The following is a 15,513-nucleotide window of genomic DNA, read 5'->3' as shown; positions in this document are numbered from 1 at the left end:
ACACTGATAATTATGAAAACATTCTCTATTATTCTTGCCTTTATGGTTCTTGTCGGCTGTACTGCAAAACCTGACAACCTTGAAGCTGTTACCAATTTTGATGCCAACCGATACCTTGGGACTTGGTATGAAATTGCTCGACTCGACCATAGCTTTGAGCGTGGCTTATCAAATGTATCCGCGACTTACTCATTCAATGAAGATGGCTCAATCAAAGTCGTCAACCGAGGTTGGAACGAGGAAGAGCAACAATGGAGTGAAGCACTCGGTAAAGCGAAGTTTGTTCAAGATGAAAATATCGGCCACCTCAAAGTGTCGTTTTTTGGCCCATTCTACAGCAGCTATCTGATTTACTACCTTGAAGATGACTACTCTACCGCACTGGTTTCGGGCTATAACCGCGATTACTTTTGGATCTTGTCGCGCGAAACGCAATTGCCAGATTACAAACTGAACAAGTACTTGAGAATTGCCGAGCAAGCAGGGTTTGATACCGAAGGCTTAATCTTTCCGTTTAGCCAAACCAAATGACCAAATGGCGCCGACTAAACTACGTAGCTTTATCTTGGTGACTCGCCAGTGAGTTGAAGGCCTTCTTGGCGCTGTGTCTATGAGATGTTGATAGTGTGATTGAGTAAACTCGACTTCTCCACCATGGGCAACCAGCAATCGCGTTGGTTTCATGTCATAGACCCGTCCCACGGAGGCTTTATACTTATTGGGGTGAAAGATCGGAAAAGGGGCGATTAAACGGTTTTTGACCTCAACCATTAGATCCGCGACATACAGAGTGTCTTGCGCTTCATGGTACAGCGATAAGTCCCGATCGGTATGACCTGGCGTTTCGAGAATGCGCCAATCTTCAAATCCCGGCAACACATCCCCTTCTTTCAGAGTCATATCAGGGTACAGGTTACGTGAATACCATAACCTACGACGCGGCTTGCGTTTTCTCTTTGCTACCCAGCGCGCCAGCGCCACATCCGTTAAATGCATCAAGAACCCATCAATGCCGCAATACCATTGACGCTCTTTGTCTGCAGAGACGATTTGGCATCCCGTTATCGTGCGCAGTTTATGTGCTCCACCAGCATGATCAGGATGCATGTGCGTCACCACCACCAGCTTCAAGTCGCTCAAAGGTCGATTAAGTTGCTGCTTGATAAAGCGAGAAATATGAGGAATATCTGCGCGACTAGCACCATCGAGCAGCATCAATTTGTCTTGGTATTCTGCTAGATACATTTGCTGTATATAGCCGTCGATTACATGCAGTTTCATACAGGGCTTTTGATTAACAAATTATTTACATTTATTAATCTAGCCCTGTTGTCAGAAAAGAAAAGAGTAAACACTCTAAGATGTGAATTGGCTAACTGTTCCTCTACTCAGAGAAGCCGAGAACAATGGCTTACTTATCCAAACCTGTTTTTGCTGCGATTTGTGCCACCACTTCGTCTACATTATTCGCAATCTGTTTAAGTGTCGCCATTTCTTCTTCGGTAAACGGGTGGCTTAGTACCGCTTCAGCGCCATTTTTACCGACAACCGTTGGGACACTCAAGACCACATCATGCAATCCGTACTCGCCATTGAGCAGCGTCGCGATGGGCAACACAGAACGTTCGTTGATCATGATTGCTTGAATAATGCGAAATACACTCGCGGCAATACCGTGTGTCGTGTTTTGCTTGCGTTTAAAGATTTCATAGCCAGCTTGTTTAACCGACTCTAGCAACTCATCGGCACAAATTCGATCAATATGGTGGGTATCGCAGTAATAATCTGCGGGTTGACCGGCGATAGAAATTAAACTCTTAGGAGTAAAGCAGTTGCTTCCATGCTCACCCAACACGTAACCAAATACGTTTTTAGGATCCAGGTTGACTCGGTTAGCAACGATGCTCATCAATCTTGCGGTATCAATGACACAACCGCTACTGATGACTTTAGAACGAGGAAACTTAGTATTGGTCGCAATAAAATGTGCCACAATGTCACACGGATTACTCACCACGATCAACGTCGCATTAGGCGCAACTCGCTCGACTTCCTTAGCGATATCAACGCCTATCTGGCTGTTAATCTCCGCAAGATCTACACGAGTTTGCCCTTGTTTTATTTGCGCACCAGCCGTAATTACAACAATATCAGCGCCAATTAACGTCAAGTAATCATCGGTTGGCACTAGATGCGTGTTCTTGGAAAAGGTCAAAGCAGCGGTATGACGAAAGTCGAACGCTTCACCTTCCGCTCGCTCTAGATTCTTATCGAGTAAAATTAACTCACTTACGCTGCCAAGCGTCAGCAAGTAATTGCAAACTCCTACTCCCACCGAGCCCGCGCCAATAACACCAATTTTCATTTATTCATCCCTGCTTTCAAATCAAGATAGATTACTAATATTGATATCAATTATAGCAATTTAATTTTAGCATCAAAATAATAAATGAACGATTTAACTGCTGCTAAGCCTCTTCTTAGCGTCGAATTCTAAACAACCGACCATCGGTCCGATAGAAGAGTAACGACAAGAGTATTAGGCTGCACCCTACGACTTTGTTGGTTGATAGCTGCTCTCCATACCAAATGATGCTCAGAATGACCGTCCAAATCGGCTCAAGCAACATAATCAGAGCGGCATTCGCAGGATTACAGCCTTTTTGCCCCAGTGTTTGCATCGCAAATCGTAGGCTGGTCGCCAGTATCGCGCTGGCAAGAAACCAACCCCATATTTCGTTATCGATGTGCTCTGGCATGGTTTCGACCAAGGAGGAAACCATAAGGGCTATCAAGCCAGTCACAAAAAGCTGAATACAAGTGAGGAGCAAAATCGGTAAGCTCTGAGCGAGTCTGCTATTGATATTGAAATGCAACGCAAGCAAACAGGCGTTGAATAAGAACCACAATTGCCCTGGTGAGCTTTGCCACCCTCCCTTAAGAGAAAGGAACGCCAATCCAGCAACCGCAATCGGCATCGCAAACCAGAATGCGCGTTTCGGTTTTTCTCTAAATAGCGTCCATGCCACGATCGGTACGATGATCATTGAAAGGCTGACGATAAACGCCCCTTCCCCCAAGGTATCGCTTATCGAAACGGCGTATACCCAAGCTAGCAAAGCTAACGCAAGTATTAACCCACCTCCCAAGGCTTGGCGAAATTGCACAAACGATATGCTTTTCAACGAGCCAAAACAAAATGGTAACAGGCACAGCGAGGCCAATAAAAATCGCAGTGCAATGAAACCAAAGGGCGGTAGACCTTGTATCGCCTCTTTCGAGAAAATCCAACCAAACCCAGCAAGCAATGTAGTGACGACCAATATACCGGCCGCTTTGCGTTCAGCGTTCAACTTAGAACCCCTGCATCATTATAATATTTATGTAATTTATCGATAATCGCAGATATTTTAAGCTTCACCAAGCAAACTCTAGTGACAAACGCTATTTAACGTTAATCTAAGCCAAATTCCTTAAGGTATAGAAACAATGATTGTTGTTGGACATCGCGGTGTCGCAGGTCACTACCCAGAAAATACCCGCATAAGTATAGAGGCCGCCATTCGGCTTGGTTTGGAATGGATTGAAGTTGATGTTCAACCCAGTAAAGATAATGTGCTGGTGGTGTGTCATGATCATACTGTGGATCGTTGTAGCAACGGTAGCGGTCGAGTAGATGAACTTAACTTAGCTCAGTTGAGAGCGCTCGATTTTGCTCAGAACCACAAGAAACGTTTCCCGCAACAAACCATAATGACGTTGGCTGAGCTACTTGATTTAGCCATCACCGAAAATGTTAAGTTGAACCTTGAAGTAAAAGTCGATCATCATGACCCGGAGCAAGTGGTCTCTTTGCTTACCGAGGCCATTGACGACTCACACATTCAATCTGACAACATATTGTTTTCAAGCTTTAACCACGATGTTCTTCGTCAATTGCGAATCCATTTTCCTTCTCATGCTATTGCAGTATTGTCTGAACGCCTGAGGAAAAAAGACCGATTACTTCTCGAAGAGATCTCTGCGGTTGGCTGCAACCTAAACCATTTGTGGACAACCAATCGTCAAATCAACCAGCTAAAGCAGCAGGGATATCAAGTCTGGTGCTATACGGTCAACAACCCCAACCGCCTTAAACACCTTAAAGGTTTAGACGGCATATTTAGCGACTTTCCTGAACGCTTTCTATAAGCCTCCTCCTCCACTCAATACCTACTTATACAGTAGTTTGCTAAAAACACTGTATAAGTCTGTGTGCTTTTAATCACATTTCATAGTGCTCGCACCCTGATCGCAAAACCCCTATTTGTTTATTAATATCAACAGGATAAAACAAAATTCCATATTCCCCACTTGCTCTTTGTTTAAAAAGAAAGCAAAAAAAGCTTGATCAGATACCACAATCAAACTACTGTATAAGCATACAGCATGTATGAAAGGACAGTATTATGATTCAGCTTCAAACACAAAATCGCCCAGTATCAAAATTCAATGTTCTCGCTCAACCAACACACCCGATGAACATTGATGACGCCACCTTGTACCAACTTGCTGGCTTGTCTCATCAAAAGCAATGGATTTTGTTTACATCAGAGTGCCCTCGTCCTGATTTTGAGCAATTCGCTTCATACAATGTTAGCTGTAAAAAAATTATTCAAATGAAAGCTTCTCAAACTCTATCTGAAGCAGAGATCGTCGCTAAGGCGATTAAATCTGGTAACGCAAGTGCAGTTGTCGCGTCGACACAAATTTCACCGTTCGATCAGTCCCTGCTGATTGACCTCGCTAGCCAATATCAGTGTGCCGTCTTTTTCGTTGAGGGCAGAACTTACAAGTACCACTAACAAGCTCAACACAAACACTGTCTTTTTGCCCCTCTTTCACGAGGGGCTTTTTATTTGTCGGATGATTTTCAATCAAAATTGAAAAACTTAAGCAAACGTTTGCTTTTTATCTGGCGAGACAAATTAGTTCTGGTATGATGCTGGGCAAAATGAAAGCTCGAATGATGCTTTCGCTCCCTTTTCGACCAAGATAGGAATGTCTCAATGAGTCTCGCTGATCAAGTTCTCGCCGTTAATGACGATCTTCCCATTCGCACTAACAAACCTGTTCACAGTGGTAAAGTTCGCTCTGTTTACTGGTTAACGGAGGAAGACAGTAAACGTCTAATCCAAGAGAAAGGTTACGATGTTGCACCTGACGCCCCACTTGCCATTATGGTTATCAGCGATCGCATATCAGCGTTTGACTGTATCTGGCATGCAGAAGGCGATTTACAAGGGGTTCCCGGTAAAGGTGCTGCACTCAATGCTATTTCCAATCATTGGTTTAAGTTATTCAAAGAAAACGGTTTGGCAGACAGCCATATTCTCGATATCCCCCACCCTCTCGTTTGGATAGTACAGAAAGCCAAACCCATCATGATTGAAGCGATTTGCCGTAAGTACATTACCGGCTCGATGTGGCGCGCATACGAGAAAGGTGAACGAGAGTTTTGCGGTATCCAGCTCCCGGAAGGACTAGAAAAAGACAAGCCTTTACCAGAGCTTCTGATGACACCATCCACTAAAGGGATTCTAAAAGGCATTCCTGGGGTTCCTGAAGCAGACGATGTAAACATCACCCGAGAGAACATCGAACAAAACTTCGCGGCATTTAACTTTTCAAAACAAGACGACATCGCCCAGTACGAGAAGTTGCTTAGTGAAGGTTTCGCGGTGATCAGTCAGGCACTCTCCGATGTTGAACAGATTTTTGTCGATACCAAGTTTGAATTTGGCTATGTCAACGACGCCGCTGGCAATGAAAAACTCATCTATATGGATGAAGTTGGTACACCTGACTCGTCACGAATTTGGGATGAAAAAGAGTACCAAGCAGGGAATATTGTTGAGAATTCAAAAGAGGGCTTCCGCCAGTTCTTACTTAATCACTTCCCTGATCCGGACATTTTGTTAAACAAAGAACGTATGCCAGAGCGCGAAGAACTAGCGCGCGACAATGCGTTGCCGCTGCAAGCTCTCCTTGATATCTCGAATACCTATACAGGTATTGCTGAAAAGATCACGGGTTCAGCCATTACACTCAGCGCGAACCCGAAGCAAGAAATTATCGATATCCTTGGTTCAGACTATGGCTTGATCGATTGATGCAAGATTCAGCGCCCTACCATGGGCGCTGTTTTACTTATCCTTACCACCTCTGTTGCCACCACCGCGATTGCCTTTCTCTTTGTTTCCTTTATCTCTACTTCCGCCTCGATTACTTTGTTGACGATTCTCTGAGGTTGTTTTCTTTTTATTTTCTAACAAGGTGCCTGTTCCATTGCCAGGGTTGGAATACTTCGCGTGAGCGGCGAGCTCCGCTTCACTAACGAATCCATCCTTATCTTTATCAAATGATGCAAAAGCACTCAATTGCGCCCCCTCTTCCTCCTCACCATCACTTAGGCCTTCTCGATAAACATCAAACTCTTCCTTTGACACTCGCCCATCGTCATCATTGTCCAGCAATGCCATTTCTGGGGGCGTCTTCGTCGAGTTATCCATTTCAGGTTCATCTTCACTAGCGATGGTATACGAGCTAACAGCAACAGCCGCTATCGTCATAAGTAGCGAATAAAATCTAAGCATCAGTGGATCCTCCACCACAATTTGACACTTAGTAAGTATAGTATTTACACATCACTCAATAATCTTTTGTAGCTTTGTTTTGAATAACACTTATATATAATAGGGTTATTCAGAGTCTATTGAAATTTCGTCATGGATTACATCGCCTTATCTCGAGTCAGCCTAAAGCATCTAACAACCTTGCACGTGCTGTTAAGCACACATAGCGTTACAGCCGCCTCTAAAGTACTGTGTGTAACGCCATCAAATGTCAGTAAAATATTGAGTCAACTTAGAGAGCAGCTTAATGATGAGCTCTTTTATCGCGATGGTGGACAACTGATCCCTACTCCTTTGGCGATCACCATAGGCCCTGAAGTTCACAAAATTTTGTCGAGTATGAATGGAATTCTTCATCAAGGGCAATTTGATCCAGCCAGCTTTCAAGGCTCGATCTCTTTGTCTATGCGCGAAAGTACCTTTGAACTCTTCTCGCCTTTGATTCGTTCAATAAGACAGCAGCTCACGCAAGCGCAACAGATTCAGATCTATTCTAAAGAGCAGATGAACTTCGAATCTCTATCTCGCGGTCAGGTCGATTTTATGATTCTTCCCCATGACATCAGCCAACCACCAACGAAGAGTCGTGGGCTAGTTTGGCGACAACTCTTAAAGGATGAGATGGTTTGCCTGATGGCTGGCAACCATCCGCTGGCACGGCAACAGACCATCACAATTCAAGACTACTTGGAGTACCAGCATATTGGTATTCTGGATAAAGATTTGTCTGAGCCTTACTTCGAACAAAACCTCACTCAGCAACACCAACCTCGCCGCCTTGCCATGTCTGTCGCGGATTTTGGCTCTGCCGCGCTGATGTGCCACCATTCAGATTTGCTGTTAACCAGTTCGAAAGCTTGGGCCGATTGCGCTATGCAAGCCAAAGGGTTGGTTCAAAAGCCCTTACCTTTTGAATATGGTCAAGTTGGATACAGTTTAGTCTGGAACGAAGTCAGCCTAAACAACCCATCGCTACGTTGGCTTCACACTCAGCTCACTGCAGGTTAAAGATAAACAGACGGCGTTACTATTGGGTTATCAATAATCGCAGCCAGATTCCGATGAAAGCCCTCCAACTGGGATTGGCTACATTTGGGCCAAGATAGCGCCTCTCCGCGAACACCGTGGTGTTGGAAAGCGTTTAAGCGCACGATCACGTCTTTCGGTAATGCGTATATTAGCCTAGCCACTTGACCTATTTCTTGGTCTAAATCGCTTCGGTTTGGGATATGAAGTAGGCGAAGCTCGTGCAGCTTTTTGTGCTTCCCTAGCCACTTAATCGACTCAATAACTCTATGGTTATCACGCCCAACAAGCCACTGATGCGTCTCTAAACTCCAGGCTTTCAAATCGATCATCGCGCCGTCTAAATATGGCAGCAGCTTGTTCCACCCATCCTTCGCGAGATAACCGTTGCTATCCACAAAGCACGTGAGGTGATTAAGCTCAGTCGACTGTTTAATACTTTTAAAAAGTTCAACAATAAAAGGAAGCTGCAATGTGGCTTCGCCTCCTGATACCGTTACTCCACTAATAAAGCCACTCTGTTTAGTAATGACTTCAATGAGATCAGTGACACTGTAATGAGAAACCTTAGGGCTAGCATGATGACGACACGCCTCTATACATCTGTCGCAATGGATGCAAAGGGATGCTTGCCAATCAACTTTACCCTCCTTGCCAAATTGCAAAGCTTGCGTCGGGCAACTTTCTACGCACTCCCCGCAGTGATTGCAGTGGTTGATCGTATGAGGGTTGTGGCAGCTGATACAGGTGAAATTGCACCCTTGCAAAAAGATGACCAGGCGGTTGCCTGGCCCATCAACGCAAGAAAAAGGCAAGATGCGACTGACTAACGCCTGTCTCTCGTTTCTCATTCTAACAGCGCCCTAGTCGTAGGTAGGTTGCATTTCCATGCTAACCACCCTTGGCTTTCTATCAAGAATACCCGTTTTCTCAGCCGCTTCTGCCCCCAAGAACGTCGTATTCTTACGTGAGCCTTGCTGCTTGAACTTAGCAATATCCGATAGCTTAACCATATACCCTGTTACTCGAACTAGATCATTGGAGGCAACATTAGCGGTAAACTCTCGATAACCTAAATTAAGTGCGCCTTTACACAAGTTGAACATGGCTTCTGGGTTAGATTTCACGGTTTCATCGATGGTTAGGATGTCGCTGATGCCAGAGGTATAATACTTGTGCTGAGCGGCTGTCGCCTGAACGTATGTGACTGGATCGGGCTCGGTTCCATAAGGAATGCGAACGCCTGGTGTCACTCCCTCATCTAAACTGATACCGCCTTGTGCATGCAGCAGCGCCTTACCCTCTAAGCCATACTTAACTGGGCTGATATCAACCAAATGAGCCAGCTTCTCTGAGATGGCTAGCGCGAGTCGGTTTGCTTGCTCACCATGGCCATACTGTTCATCGATACCTTCATTCGCAAGTAAGATGTTCACGGCTTCCGCCATCCCATAAATACCATACATAGGGGCAAAGCGGCTTTCATCAATCAGCTTTTCCGTCGTCAAGAAACCTTTAAAGAAGTTCGATTTTTCATGGAGAAAACTGCTGCGAGCATCCATCAGCTCAATCATCAATTTGCTATATGATGGCAGAACATAGTCAAGAAACTCGGTACGATTCGCCGACTTTTGAGCGACCGCTTTTAGGTTCATCCGCACCAAGGTGTTAGAGCCCCCCGCTAGAGGCAAAGAGTTATAACAACTAACAATGCCAAACTGTTTGTCTCCATAAGCAGCCGAGTGCATTGGGTAGTTAGCAATGTGCGGTTTACTGCACTCGCAAATATTACTGGTGGCTTGTCTCAGTAAGTCATCGGGCGTGACACTCGGGTCATACATGAACGTCAGGTTAGGCGCGATCTGTTTTAGCTCAGCATCAACTTTCAGTATGGTGCGGCAAATGATGTTGTCGCTAGGACCAATGTTAACGTGCATAAACGCATCCGGCAGAGTGCGATCCAGCATGATCCAGAAACGTTTCAACTTAGTGTAAATTTGCTCCTCTGTTAGGTCACCAATGTATGGCAATAGAACATCGTCCAACTGACCGAGGTAGACTGGGATATTAGTAACGGAAGGAACATGATGATAAATGATGGTGAGTAAATTGAGTGCATCGTCAAAATCTGCAGCCGGATCGAGCTCCAGATACTCCGACCCCTGACTAAGGAATTTTGCATAGTCTGGCAAAACATATCGCGGCTTAAAAGGTGCATGACCTTCAAACATATCGCAAAGCACACCTTGCTTTAAAGCCTCTGCGACAGCGTTAGAAATTGGCATATAAGGCAGGTGGGCCTCAGCTTCCAGTGCGAGGAATAGGTTTTTCTGTTTGGGGTTTAGCTGAGTATCGGTAACGATGTTTTGAATGCGTTGTTGGAAGGGCGTTAGTGAATTCGGCATGAATTTATCCTTATATTTTTTATGGATTTTAATCATGCCCAGTCATGTCGACAATTGAAAATATATTCATCTCATATTTCCATTTTGGAAACTTACCCACATCACATCTATGAGTAAGATATAAAAAAGCCCAGCATCTCTGCTGGGCTTTTCAGGAGTTAGAGTCACCGTTACAGTTTGAATCGATTAATCTCTTGCTCTAGTTCATGAGATAGCTCTGACAACTGAGCCGCTTGTGCAGCCGCATCGTGTGCTTCGTCTGCGAGATCGTTTGATACATCACGAATACCCACGGTGTTACGTGTGATCTCAGAAGTCACAGAAGCCTGCTCTTCAGCTGCTGACGCAATTTGCGTTGCCATATCGCTAATGCGTTCAACCGCAGTTTGGATTTGGGTCAGGCTCACGGCAGCAGAGTCAGCATCACCGACACTGGTATCGGCTAGCATACGGCTGTCGCCCATAATGCCAACAGCTTTACCCGTTGTGCCCTGCAAGGTTTCGATCATTTGTTGGATCTCTTGAGTTGACGCATGAGTACGTTGGCTCAATACGCGAACCTCATCTGCAACGACGGCAAAGCCTCGACCTTGTTCTCCTGCTCGTGCCGCTTCAATGGCAGCATTCAGTGCCAACAAGTTGGTTTGCTCAGCGATGTCTTGGATGGTCGATAAGATAGTACTAATGCTATTACCATGCGCTTCCAACTCTTGAATCACTTCCGTCGCGACTTGAACTTCTTGCGCAAGGTTCTGAATAGAGCTCTGAGTCTGAACAACCTGCTGCCCACCGTGAACACACGCCGACACAGCTTCAGATGAATTCTGCGCAGTATGATCAGCATTACCGGCGATCTCCTGCGTTGCGGCAGCCATTTCGTTAATTGCCGTCGCCACCATGTTGATCTCATCTTGTTGATGACGGATACGAGCGCTACGCTCTTCTGCGTGCTGAGCCGTTTGTTTCGCTTGCTCCGATAGCGACGCTGAAACCAAGCTCAGTTTAGACACCATGGTGTGCATATTGCCAACAAAGGTATTGAAGTTCGTCGCCAGTTGACCTACTTCATCGTCACTGCGCGGCTCTAAGCGTTGAGTCAGGTCCCCTTCCCCAGATGCAATCTCTTCCAGAGCGCGAGATACTCGACCTAAATCGCGGAATAGGAAGCTGACTAACCAAGAAACCAGCATTACGACAACCAAGGTAATCACAATCGCGGTAATGATCAGATCACGAAGAAGCTCCGTATGCGCTGCTTCTTCGGTTGCACGATCCATTTCAATTGCAAAAATCCACTGAGTGCCCGGCACTTGCTTAAAGAAGTAGAGTTTTTCCGCACCATTGCGCTCGATATTCTCGATAGCGCTGCTGCTCGCTGCTTCTTCAATCGCACGCAACGTAAATTTGTTCGATAACGTGGTGACTGGCTTCAATGTAAAATCTTTGTTCGGGTGAGCAAGGAAAGTACCATTTTGCGCATCAATCAACATCGCGTAAGCATTTTTACCCGCATCAAGATTGATGACGTCGTTGATCAACTGATCAATCAGTACATCAGCACCCACAATACCAACAAACTCACCATTGCGACGAACCGGTTCTGCAATCGTCACCAACAAGGCATTGGTAATTGCGTCTTGGTATGCTGTGGTAATGATCTGCTTACCTGCCGCATTGGCATCTTTGTACCAAGGGCGCGTACGCGGATCGTAGTCAGCGCGGTTGCGTTCAGGGTGCGAACGGTACATTCCTCCTTCAGGTGTACCTAGGAAGATATCATCGAACCCACCCGCTTTACGCGCTTGCTGCAAAAAAGGAACAACGTCAGCTTCCTGACTGTAATCATTAAATGCTGTCGAGATCTCTTTACGAATGGTAATCCAATCAGAAATTCCTTCTGAAGCGGCCATGGCTAGGCTTTCAGCTCTGGCATAGACACCGTTACGTGTTTGCTGAAACAGTTGGTCCGCAGATAGCCAAGTTAGCGCACTTGCCATTAACACCACGGCTAATAAACTTGCGCCAATCAATTTTTGTTTGAGTGACAATTTCATGGTTAATTTTTCGCTTGGAACAGTAGAAAGGAGCGCATATTAACGGCATTTATGAAAAGATGCACGAACAATTACCAACCAAACAAAACATTTAACTCATTGAAATTGCAAACAAAAAATTGACGCCATTTTTTTGTCTTACACCGTCATTGCGTTTATTTGTCACCCTGCCCCATATCGGGCTGCGAGTGCTCTTTAGGCAGCAGAGAGGCTTCAGTTCCATGTTCTGCGTAATAGCGATCGAGCAACTCTTTGCCATATATAACTTCTGTTTGCATATGTAAAACGAGCAATATCACGGCCGCTATTGCGGCAACAAAATTGAATCTACGCGTCACCCTTTTGCGCTTACTGGGTGAAAATATGGCAATTTGCAGTGCAACCAAAGCAAATGGATAGAGGATTAAGACAGCGAGAAGAGCTCCAAGGTAATTGGAAATTGCCATTGGTGTGTCTGCACCCATGGATTCGCCTCCTAGTGATGAAGAGGTCCTACTATAAACCAGTCAGTAATTCGCTCGCCAAAGAGAGATAGGTTTTGGGAACCACTATACAAAGAAAAACCCAACCAGTATTAAGCGAGTAAACAGATACAAAAAAAGCCGGGCACTAAGGCCCGGCTCTATTCAGTTTCTATCGCTTACTCTTCCGTGTCGCTATCAGCGGTTGGAGTTTGAGCATCTTCGGCGCTAGTTTCTGTCGTTGACTCGGCTGCTTCCGCTTCTTCACCTTCTGGTAATTCGGCTTCTTCAACTTCATCGATACGTTGCAGACCAACGACTGATTCGTCTTCTGCGGTGCGGATTAGCGTAACACCTTGTGTATTACGGCCAACTTGGCTTACTTCCGCTACACGTGTACGAACTAGAGTACCAGCGTCGGTGATCATCATCATCTCGTCGCCTTCTTCTACTTGTACAGCGCCAACAACCGGGCCATTTCGCTCAGAAACCTTGATCGATACAACACCTTGTGTCGCACGGCCTTTTGTTGGGTACTCAGCAAGTTCAGTACGCTTACCGTAGCCATTTTGTGTCACTGTTAGAATGTCACCTTCGTTAGAAGGAACAATCAATGATACAACTTGGTCTTCGTCAGCGAGCTTCATACCGCGTACACCTGCAGCAGTTCGGCCCATTGCACGTACTTTGTCTTCGTTGAATCGTACCACTTTACCCGCTTTCGAGAACAGCATGATGTCGCTGTCACCGTTTGTGATATCAACGCCAATCAGAGAGTCATCGTCACGCAGGTTCACCGCAATTAAGCCGTTTGAACGAACGTTCGCGAACTGATCGAGCGATGTCTTCTTAACTGTGCCGTCGCCTGTTGCCATGAAGATGAACTTCTCTGGTGAGAACTCATCAACAGGTAGAATCGCCGTAATACGCTCACCTTCTTCAAGTGGAAGAATGTTGACGATTGGCTTACCACGAGCGGTGCGGCTTGCTAGCGGCAGTTGATATACTTTCAGACGGTATGTTTTACCGCGAGTTGAGAAACATAAGATGTTGTCATGAGTATTCGCAACGAGAAGACGTTCGATGTAATCTTCATCTTTCATCTTAGTTGCACTCTTACCTTTACCACCACGACGCTGAGCTTCGTAATCGCTTAGGATTTGGTACTTAACGTAACCAGCATTTGAAAGCGTCACGACAACATCTTCACGAGCGATAAGCTCTTCCATGTCAATGTCATGGCTTGCTGCTGTAATTTCTGTACGGCGAGCATCACCAAATGCATCACGAACAGTTTCTAGCTCTTCACGGATCACTTCCATCAAGCGCTCAGTGCTTGCAAGAATGTGCATTAGCTCTGCGATTTCATCTAGCAGTGCTTTGTACTCATCAAGAATCTTCTCGTGTTCTAGACCCGTCAGTTTATGTAGACGTAGGTCAAGAATTGCTTGCGCTTGAGTTTCTGTCAGGAAGTACTGGCCGTCACGGATACCGTATTGAGCTTCTAGCCACTCTGGGCGAGCAGCGTCAGTACCTGCGCGTTCAAGCATTGCAGCGACATTACCTAGATCCCAACCACGAGCAACAAGGCCAGCTTTCGCTTCTGCCGGTGTTGGTGCTTTACGGATAAGGTCAATGATCTCATCGATGTTTGCTAGCGCTAGCGCGAGACCTTCAAGGATGTGCGCACGCTCACGAGCTTTGCGCAATTCGAAGATTGTACGACGAGTCACTACTTCACGGCGGTGATCAACGAAGCACTTAAGCATGTCTTTCAGATTGAATAGCTGCGGCTGACCATTGTTCAGCGCCACCATGTTGATACCGAATGTGGTTTGTAGCTGAGTGTTAGCGTACAGGTTGTTTAGTACTACTTCACCCACCGCGTCACGCTTACATTCGATAACAATACGCATACCGTCTTTATCAGACTCGTCACGTAGCGCACTAATGCCTTCAACTTTCTTATCTTTAACAAGCTCTGCGATCTTCTCAATCAAGCGAGCTTTGTTCACTTGGTATGGAATCTCAGTAACAATAATGGTTTCTTTACCATTCTTGTCTGCTTCAACTTCCGCCTTAGAGCGCATGTAAATTTTACCGCGGCCAGTCTTGTACGCGTCTACAATGCCTTTACGACCACTGATAAGTGCCGCTGTTGGGAAGTCAGGACCTGGAATGTAGTCCATAAGCTCATCAATAGTGATTTCTTCATTATTGATGTATGCAAGACAGCCATCAATCACCTCAGTCAAGTTGTGAGGAGGAATGTTGGTTGCCATACCTACTGCGATACCAGAAGCACCGTTTACCAATAGGTTAGGAATTTTGGTTGGAAGAACTGCTGGGATCTGCTCAGTACCATCATAGTTAGGTACGTAATCAACAGTTTCTTTGTCTAGATCTGCGAGAAGTTCGTGGGCAATTTTAGCCATGCGAACTTCGGTATAACGCATTGCCGCTGCTGAGTCGCCATCGATAGAGCCGAAGTTACCTTGGCCATCAACGAGCATGTAACGTAATGAGAACGGCTGAGCCATACGTACGATAGTGTCGTACACAGCACTATCACCGTGTGGGTGATATTTACCGATTACGTCGCCAACAACACGGGCAGATTTTTTGTATGGTTTATTCCAGTCATTACCTAGCACATTCATCGCGAACAAAACGCGGCGGTGTACAGGCTTTAGGCCATCACGCACATCTGGAAGAGCACGACCAACGATAACTGACATCGCATAGTCAAGGTATGAACCTCTAAGCTCATCTTCAATGTTTACGGGCGTGATCTCTTTAGCTAGATCGCTCATAGAGCCATTATCCCTCTATTTGTAGATCGTATGTACAATACGTTTAAGGTGCAAAAATATAACACACAAATCAACACTTC

At 45.6% G+C, this 15,513-nt stretch carries 14 protein-coding genes; 5 read left to right on the top strand and 9 right to left on the bottom strand.

What is annotated here, in order from left to right; genetic code table 11:
* Positions 1-12: 12 nt before the first annotated feature.
* Complete coding sequence (locus tag RH45_RS10835; RefSeq protein WP_008076973.1) at positions 13-531, top strand: lipocalin family protein; 519 nt, start codon at positions 13-15, stop codon at positions 529-531.
* On the opposite strand, the gene RH45_RS10830 is transcribed toward RH45_RS10835, so the two are convergent.
* From RH45_RS10830 to RH45_RS10820, 3 genes are all read right to left on the bottom strand, one after another.
* Entirely contained in the window at positions 502-1,281 is a 780-nt protein-coding gene (locus tag RH45_RS10830) for an MBL fold metallo-hydrolase (protein ID WP_008076971.1), read from the bottom strand. The two genes, RH45_RS10835 and RH45_RS10830, sit on opposite strands and share 30 nt — an antisense overlap.
* Before the next feature lie 130 nt (positions 1,282-1,411).
* On the bottom strand, positions 1,412-2,365 hold the full coding sequence (locus RH45_RS10825; RefSeq protein WP_008076970.1) for a lactate/malate family dehydrogenase: 954 nt from the start codon (positions 2,363-2,365) through the stop codon (positions 1,412-1,414).
* Positions 2,366-2,480: 115 nt separating this feature from the next.
* Positions 2,481-3,353, bottom strand: coding sequence for a DMT family transporter (locus RH45_RS10820; protein ID WP_008076968.1), 873 nt, complete (start codon positions 3,351-3,353; stop codon positions 2,481-2,483).
* 136 nt (positions 3,354-3,489) lie between these two features.
* Here RH45_RS10820 and RH45_RS10815 point away from each other — a divergent pair, with 136 nt between their 5' ends.
* The 3 genes from RH45_RS10815 (at position 3,490) to RH45_RS10805 (ending at position 6,152) form a co-directional block, all read left to right on the top strand.
* Complete coding sequence (locus RH45_RS10815; protein WP_008076966.1) at positions 3,490-4,191, top strand: glycerophosphodiester phosphodiesterase; 702 nt, start codon at positions 3,490-3,492, stop codon at positions 4,189-4,191.
* A 257-nt stretch (positions 4,192-4,448) separates the two neighbouring features.
* On the top strand, positions 4,449-4,844 hold the full coding sequence (locus RH45_RS10810) for a hypothetical protein (protein WP_008076964.1): 396 nt from the start codon (positions 4,449-4,451) through the stop codon (positions 4,842-4,844).
* A gap of 204 nt (positions 4,845-5,048) precedes the next feature.
* Positions 5,049-6,152 carry a phosphoribosylaminoimidazolesuccinocarboxamide synthase gene (locus tag RH45_RS10805; protein ID WP_008076962.1) on the top strand — a complete coding sequence of 368 codons (1,104 nt, stop codon included), beginning with the start codon at positions 5,049-5,051 and terminating at the stop codon, positions 6,150-6,152.
* A 33-nt stretch (positions 6,153-6,185) separates the two neighbouring features.
* Here RH45_RS10805 and RH45_RS10800 read toward each other — a convergent pair whose 3' ends face one another.
* Positions 6,186-6,635: an EF-hand domain-containing protein gene (locus RH45_RS10800; RefSeq protein ID WP_008076960.1), complete on the bottom strand. Its 450-nt coding sequence runs from the start codon at positions 6,633-6,635 to the stop codon at positions 6,186-6,188.
* Between the two features lie 132 nt (positions 6,636-6,767).
* Here RH45_RS10800 and RH45_RS10795 point away from each other — a divergent pair, with 132 nt between their 5' ends.
* Complete coding sequence (locus RH45_RS10795) at positions 6,768-7,682, top strand: LysR family transcriptional regulator (RefSeq protein ID WP_008076957.1); 915 nt, start codon at positions 6,768-6,770, stop codon at positions 7,680-7,682.
* Here the strand turns inward: RH45_RS10795 and RH45_RS10790 are convergent.
* From RH45_RS10790 to gyrA, 5 genes are all read right to left on the bottom strand, one after another.
* Positions 7,679-8,551, bottom strand: coding sequence for a YjjW family glycine radical enzyme activase (locus RH45_RS10790; RefSeq protein WP_039958518.1), 873 nt, complete (start codon positions 8,549-8,551; stop codon positions 7,679-7,681). The genes RH45_RS10795 and RH45_RS10790 overlap by 4 nt on opposite strands.
* A 12-nt stretch (positions 8,552-8,563) precedes the next feature.
* Positions 8,564-10,105, bottom strand: a complete 1,542-nt coding sequence (locus tag RH45_RS10785) for a YjjI family glycine radical enzyme (protein WP_008076952.1) — start codon at positions 10,103-10,105, stop codon at positions 8,564-8,566.
* A gap of 170 nt (positions 10,106-10,275) precedes the next feature.
* Positions 10,276-12,159 (bottom strand): methyl-accepting chemotaxis protein, encoded by a 1,884-nt coding sequence (locus tag RH45_RS10780; RefSeq protein ID WP_008076950.1) that lies wholly within the window; start codon positions 12,157-12,159, stop codon positions 10,276-10,278.
* Between the two features lie 155 nt (positions 12,160-12,314).
* Complete coding sequence (locus RH45_RS10775) at positions 12,315-12,623, bottom strand: hypothetical protein (RefSeq protein WP_008076948.1); 309 nt, start codon at positions 12,621-12,623, stop codon at positions 12,315-12,317.
* 176 nt (positions 12,624-12,799) lie between these two features.
* Positions 12,800-15,433, bottom strand: a complete 2,634-nt coding sequence (gene gyrA / locus RH45_RS10770; RefSeq protein WP_008076947.1) for a DNA topoisomerase (ATP-hydrolyzing) subunit A — start codon at positions 15,431-15,433, stop codon at positions 12,800-12,802.
* Positions 15,434-15,513 lie beyond the last annotated feature (80 nt).

Origin of the sequence: Vibrio sinaloensis DSM 21326, assembly GCF_000189275.1 — a bacterium.
Taxonomy (GTDB): domain Bacteria; phylum Pseudomonadota; class Gammaproteobacteria; order Enterobacterales; family Vibrionaceae; genus Vibrio; species Vibrio sinaloensis.
This window is presented reverse-complemented; position numbering and strand designations above follow the sequence as displayed.

What these genes read in the sequence shown, in the direction of transcription:
- RH45_RS10835 (WP_008076973.1), top strand. Translation starts at nt 13, where the DNA reads ATGAAAACATTCTCTATTATTCTTGCCTTTATGGTTCTTGTCGGCTGT.
- RH45_RS10830 (WP_008076971.1), bottom strand. Translation starts at nt 1,281, where the DNA reads ATGAAACTGCATGTAATCGACGGCTATATACAGCAAATGTATCTAGCA.
- RH45_RS10825 (WP_008076970.1), bottom strand. Translation starts at nt 2,365, where the DNA reads ATGAAAATTGGTGTTATTGGCGCGGGCTCGGTGGGAGTAGGAGTTTGC.
- RH45_RS10815 (WP_008076966.1), top strand. Translation starts at nt 3,490, where the DNA reads ATGATTGTTGTTGGACATCGCGGTGTCGCAGGTCACTACCCAGAAAAT.
- RH45_RS10810 (WP_008076964.1), top strand. Translation starts at nt 4,449, where the DNA reads ATGATTCAGCTTCAAACACAAAATCGCCCAGTATCAAAATTCAATGTT.
- RH45_RS10805 (WP_008076962.1), top strand. Translation starts at nt 5,049, where the DNA reads ATGAGTCTCGCTGATCAAGTTCTCGCCGTTAATGACGATCTTCCCATT.
- RH45_RS10800 (WP_008076960.1), bottom strand. Translation starts at nt 6,635, where the DNA reads ATGCTTAGATTTTATTCGCTACTTATGACGATAGCGGCTGTTGCTGTT.
- RH45_RS10795 (WP_008076957.1), top strand. Translation starts at nt 6,768, where the DNA reads ATGGATTACATCGCCTTATCTCGAGTCAGCCTAAAGCATCTAACAACC.
- RH45_RS10790 (WP_039958518.1), bottom strand. Translation starts at nt 8,551, where the DNA reads ATGAGAAACGAGAGACAGGCGTTAGTCAGTCGCATCTTGCCTTTTTCT.
- RH45_RS10785 (WP_008076952.1), bottom strand. Translation starts at nt 10,105, where the DNA reads ATGCCGAATTCACTAACGCCCTTCCAACAACGCATTCAAAACATCGTT.
- RH45_RS10780 (WP_008076950.1), bottom strand. Translation starts at nt 12,159, where the DNA reads ATGAAATTGTCACTCAAACAAAAATTGATTGGCGCAAGTTTATTAGCC.
- RH45_RS10775 (WP_008076948.1), bottom strand. Translation starts at nt 12,623, where the DNA reads ATGGGTGCAGACACACCAATGGCAATTTCCAATTACCTTGGAGCTCTT.
- gyrA (WP_008076947.1), bottom strand. Translation starts at nt 15,433, where the DNA reads ATGAGCGATCTAGCTAAAGAGATCACGCCCGTAAACATTGAAGATGAG.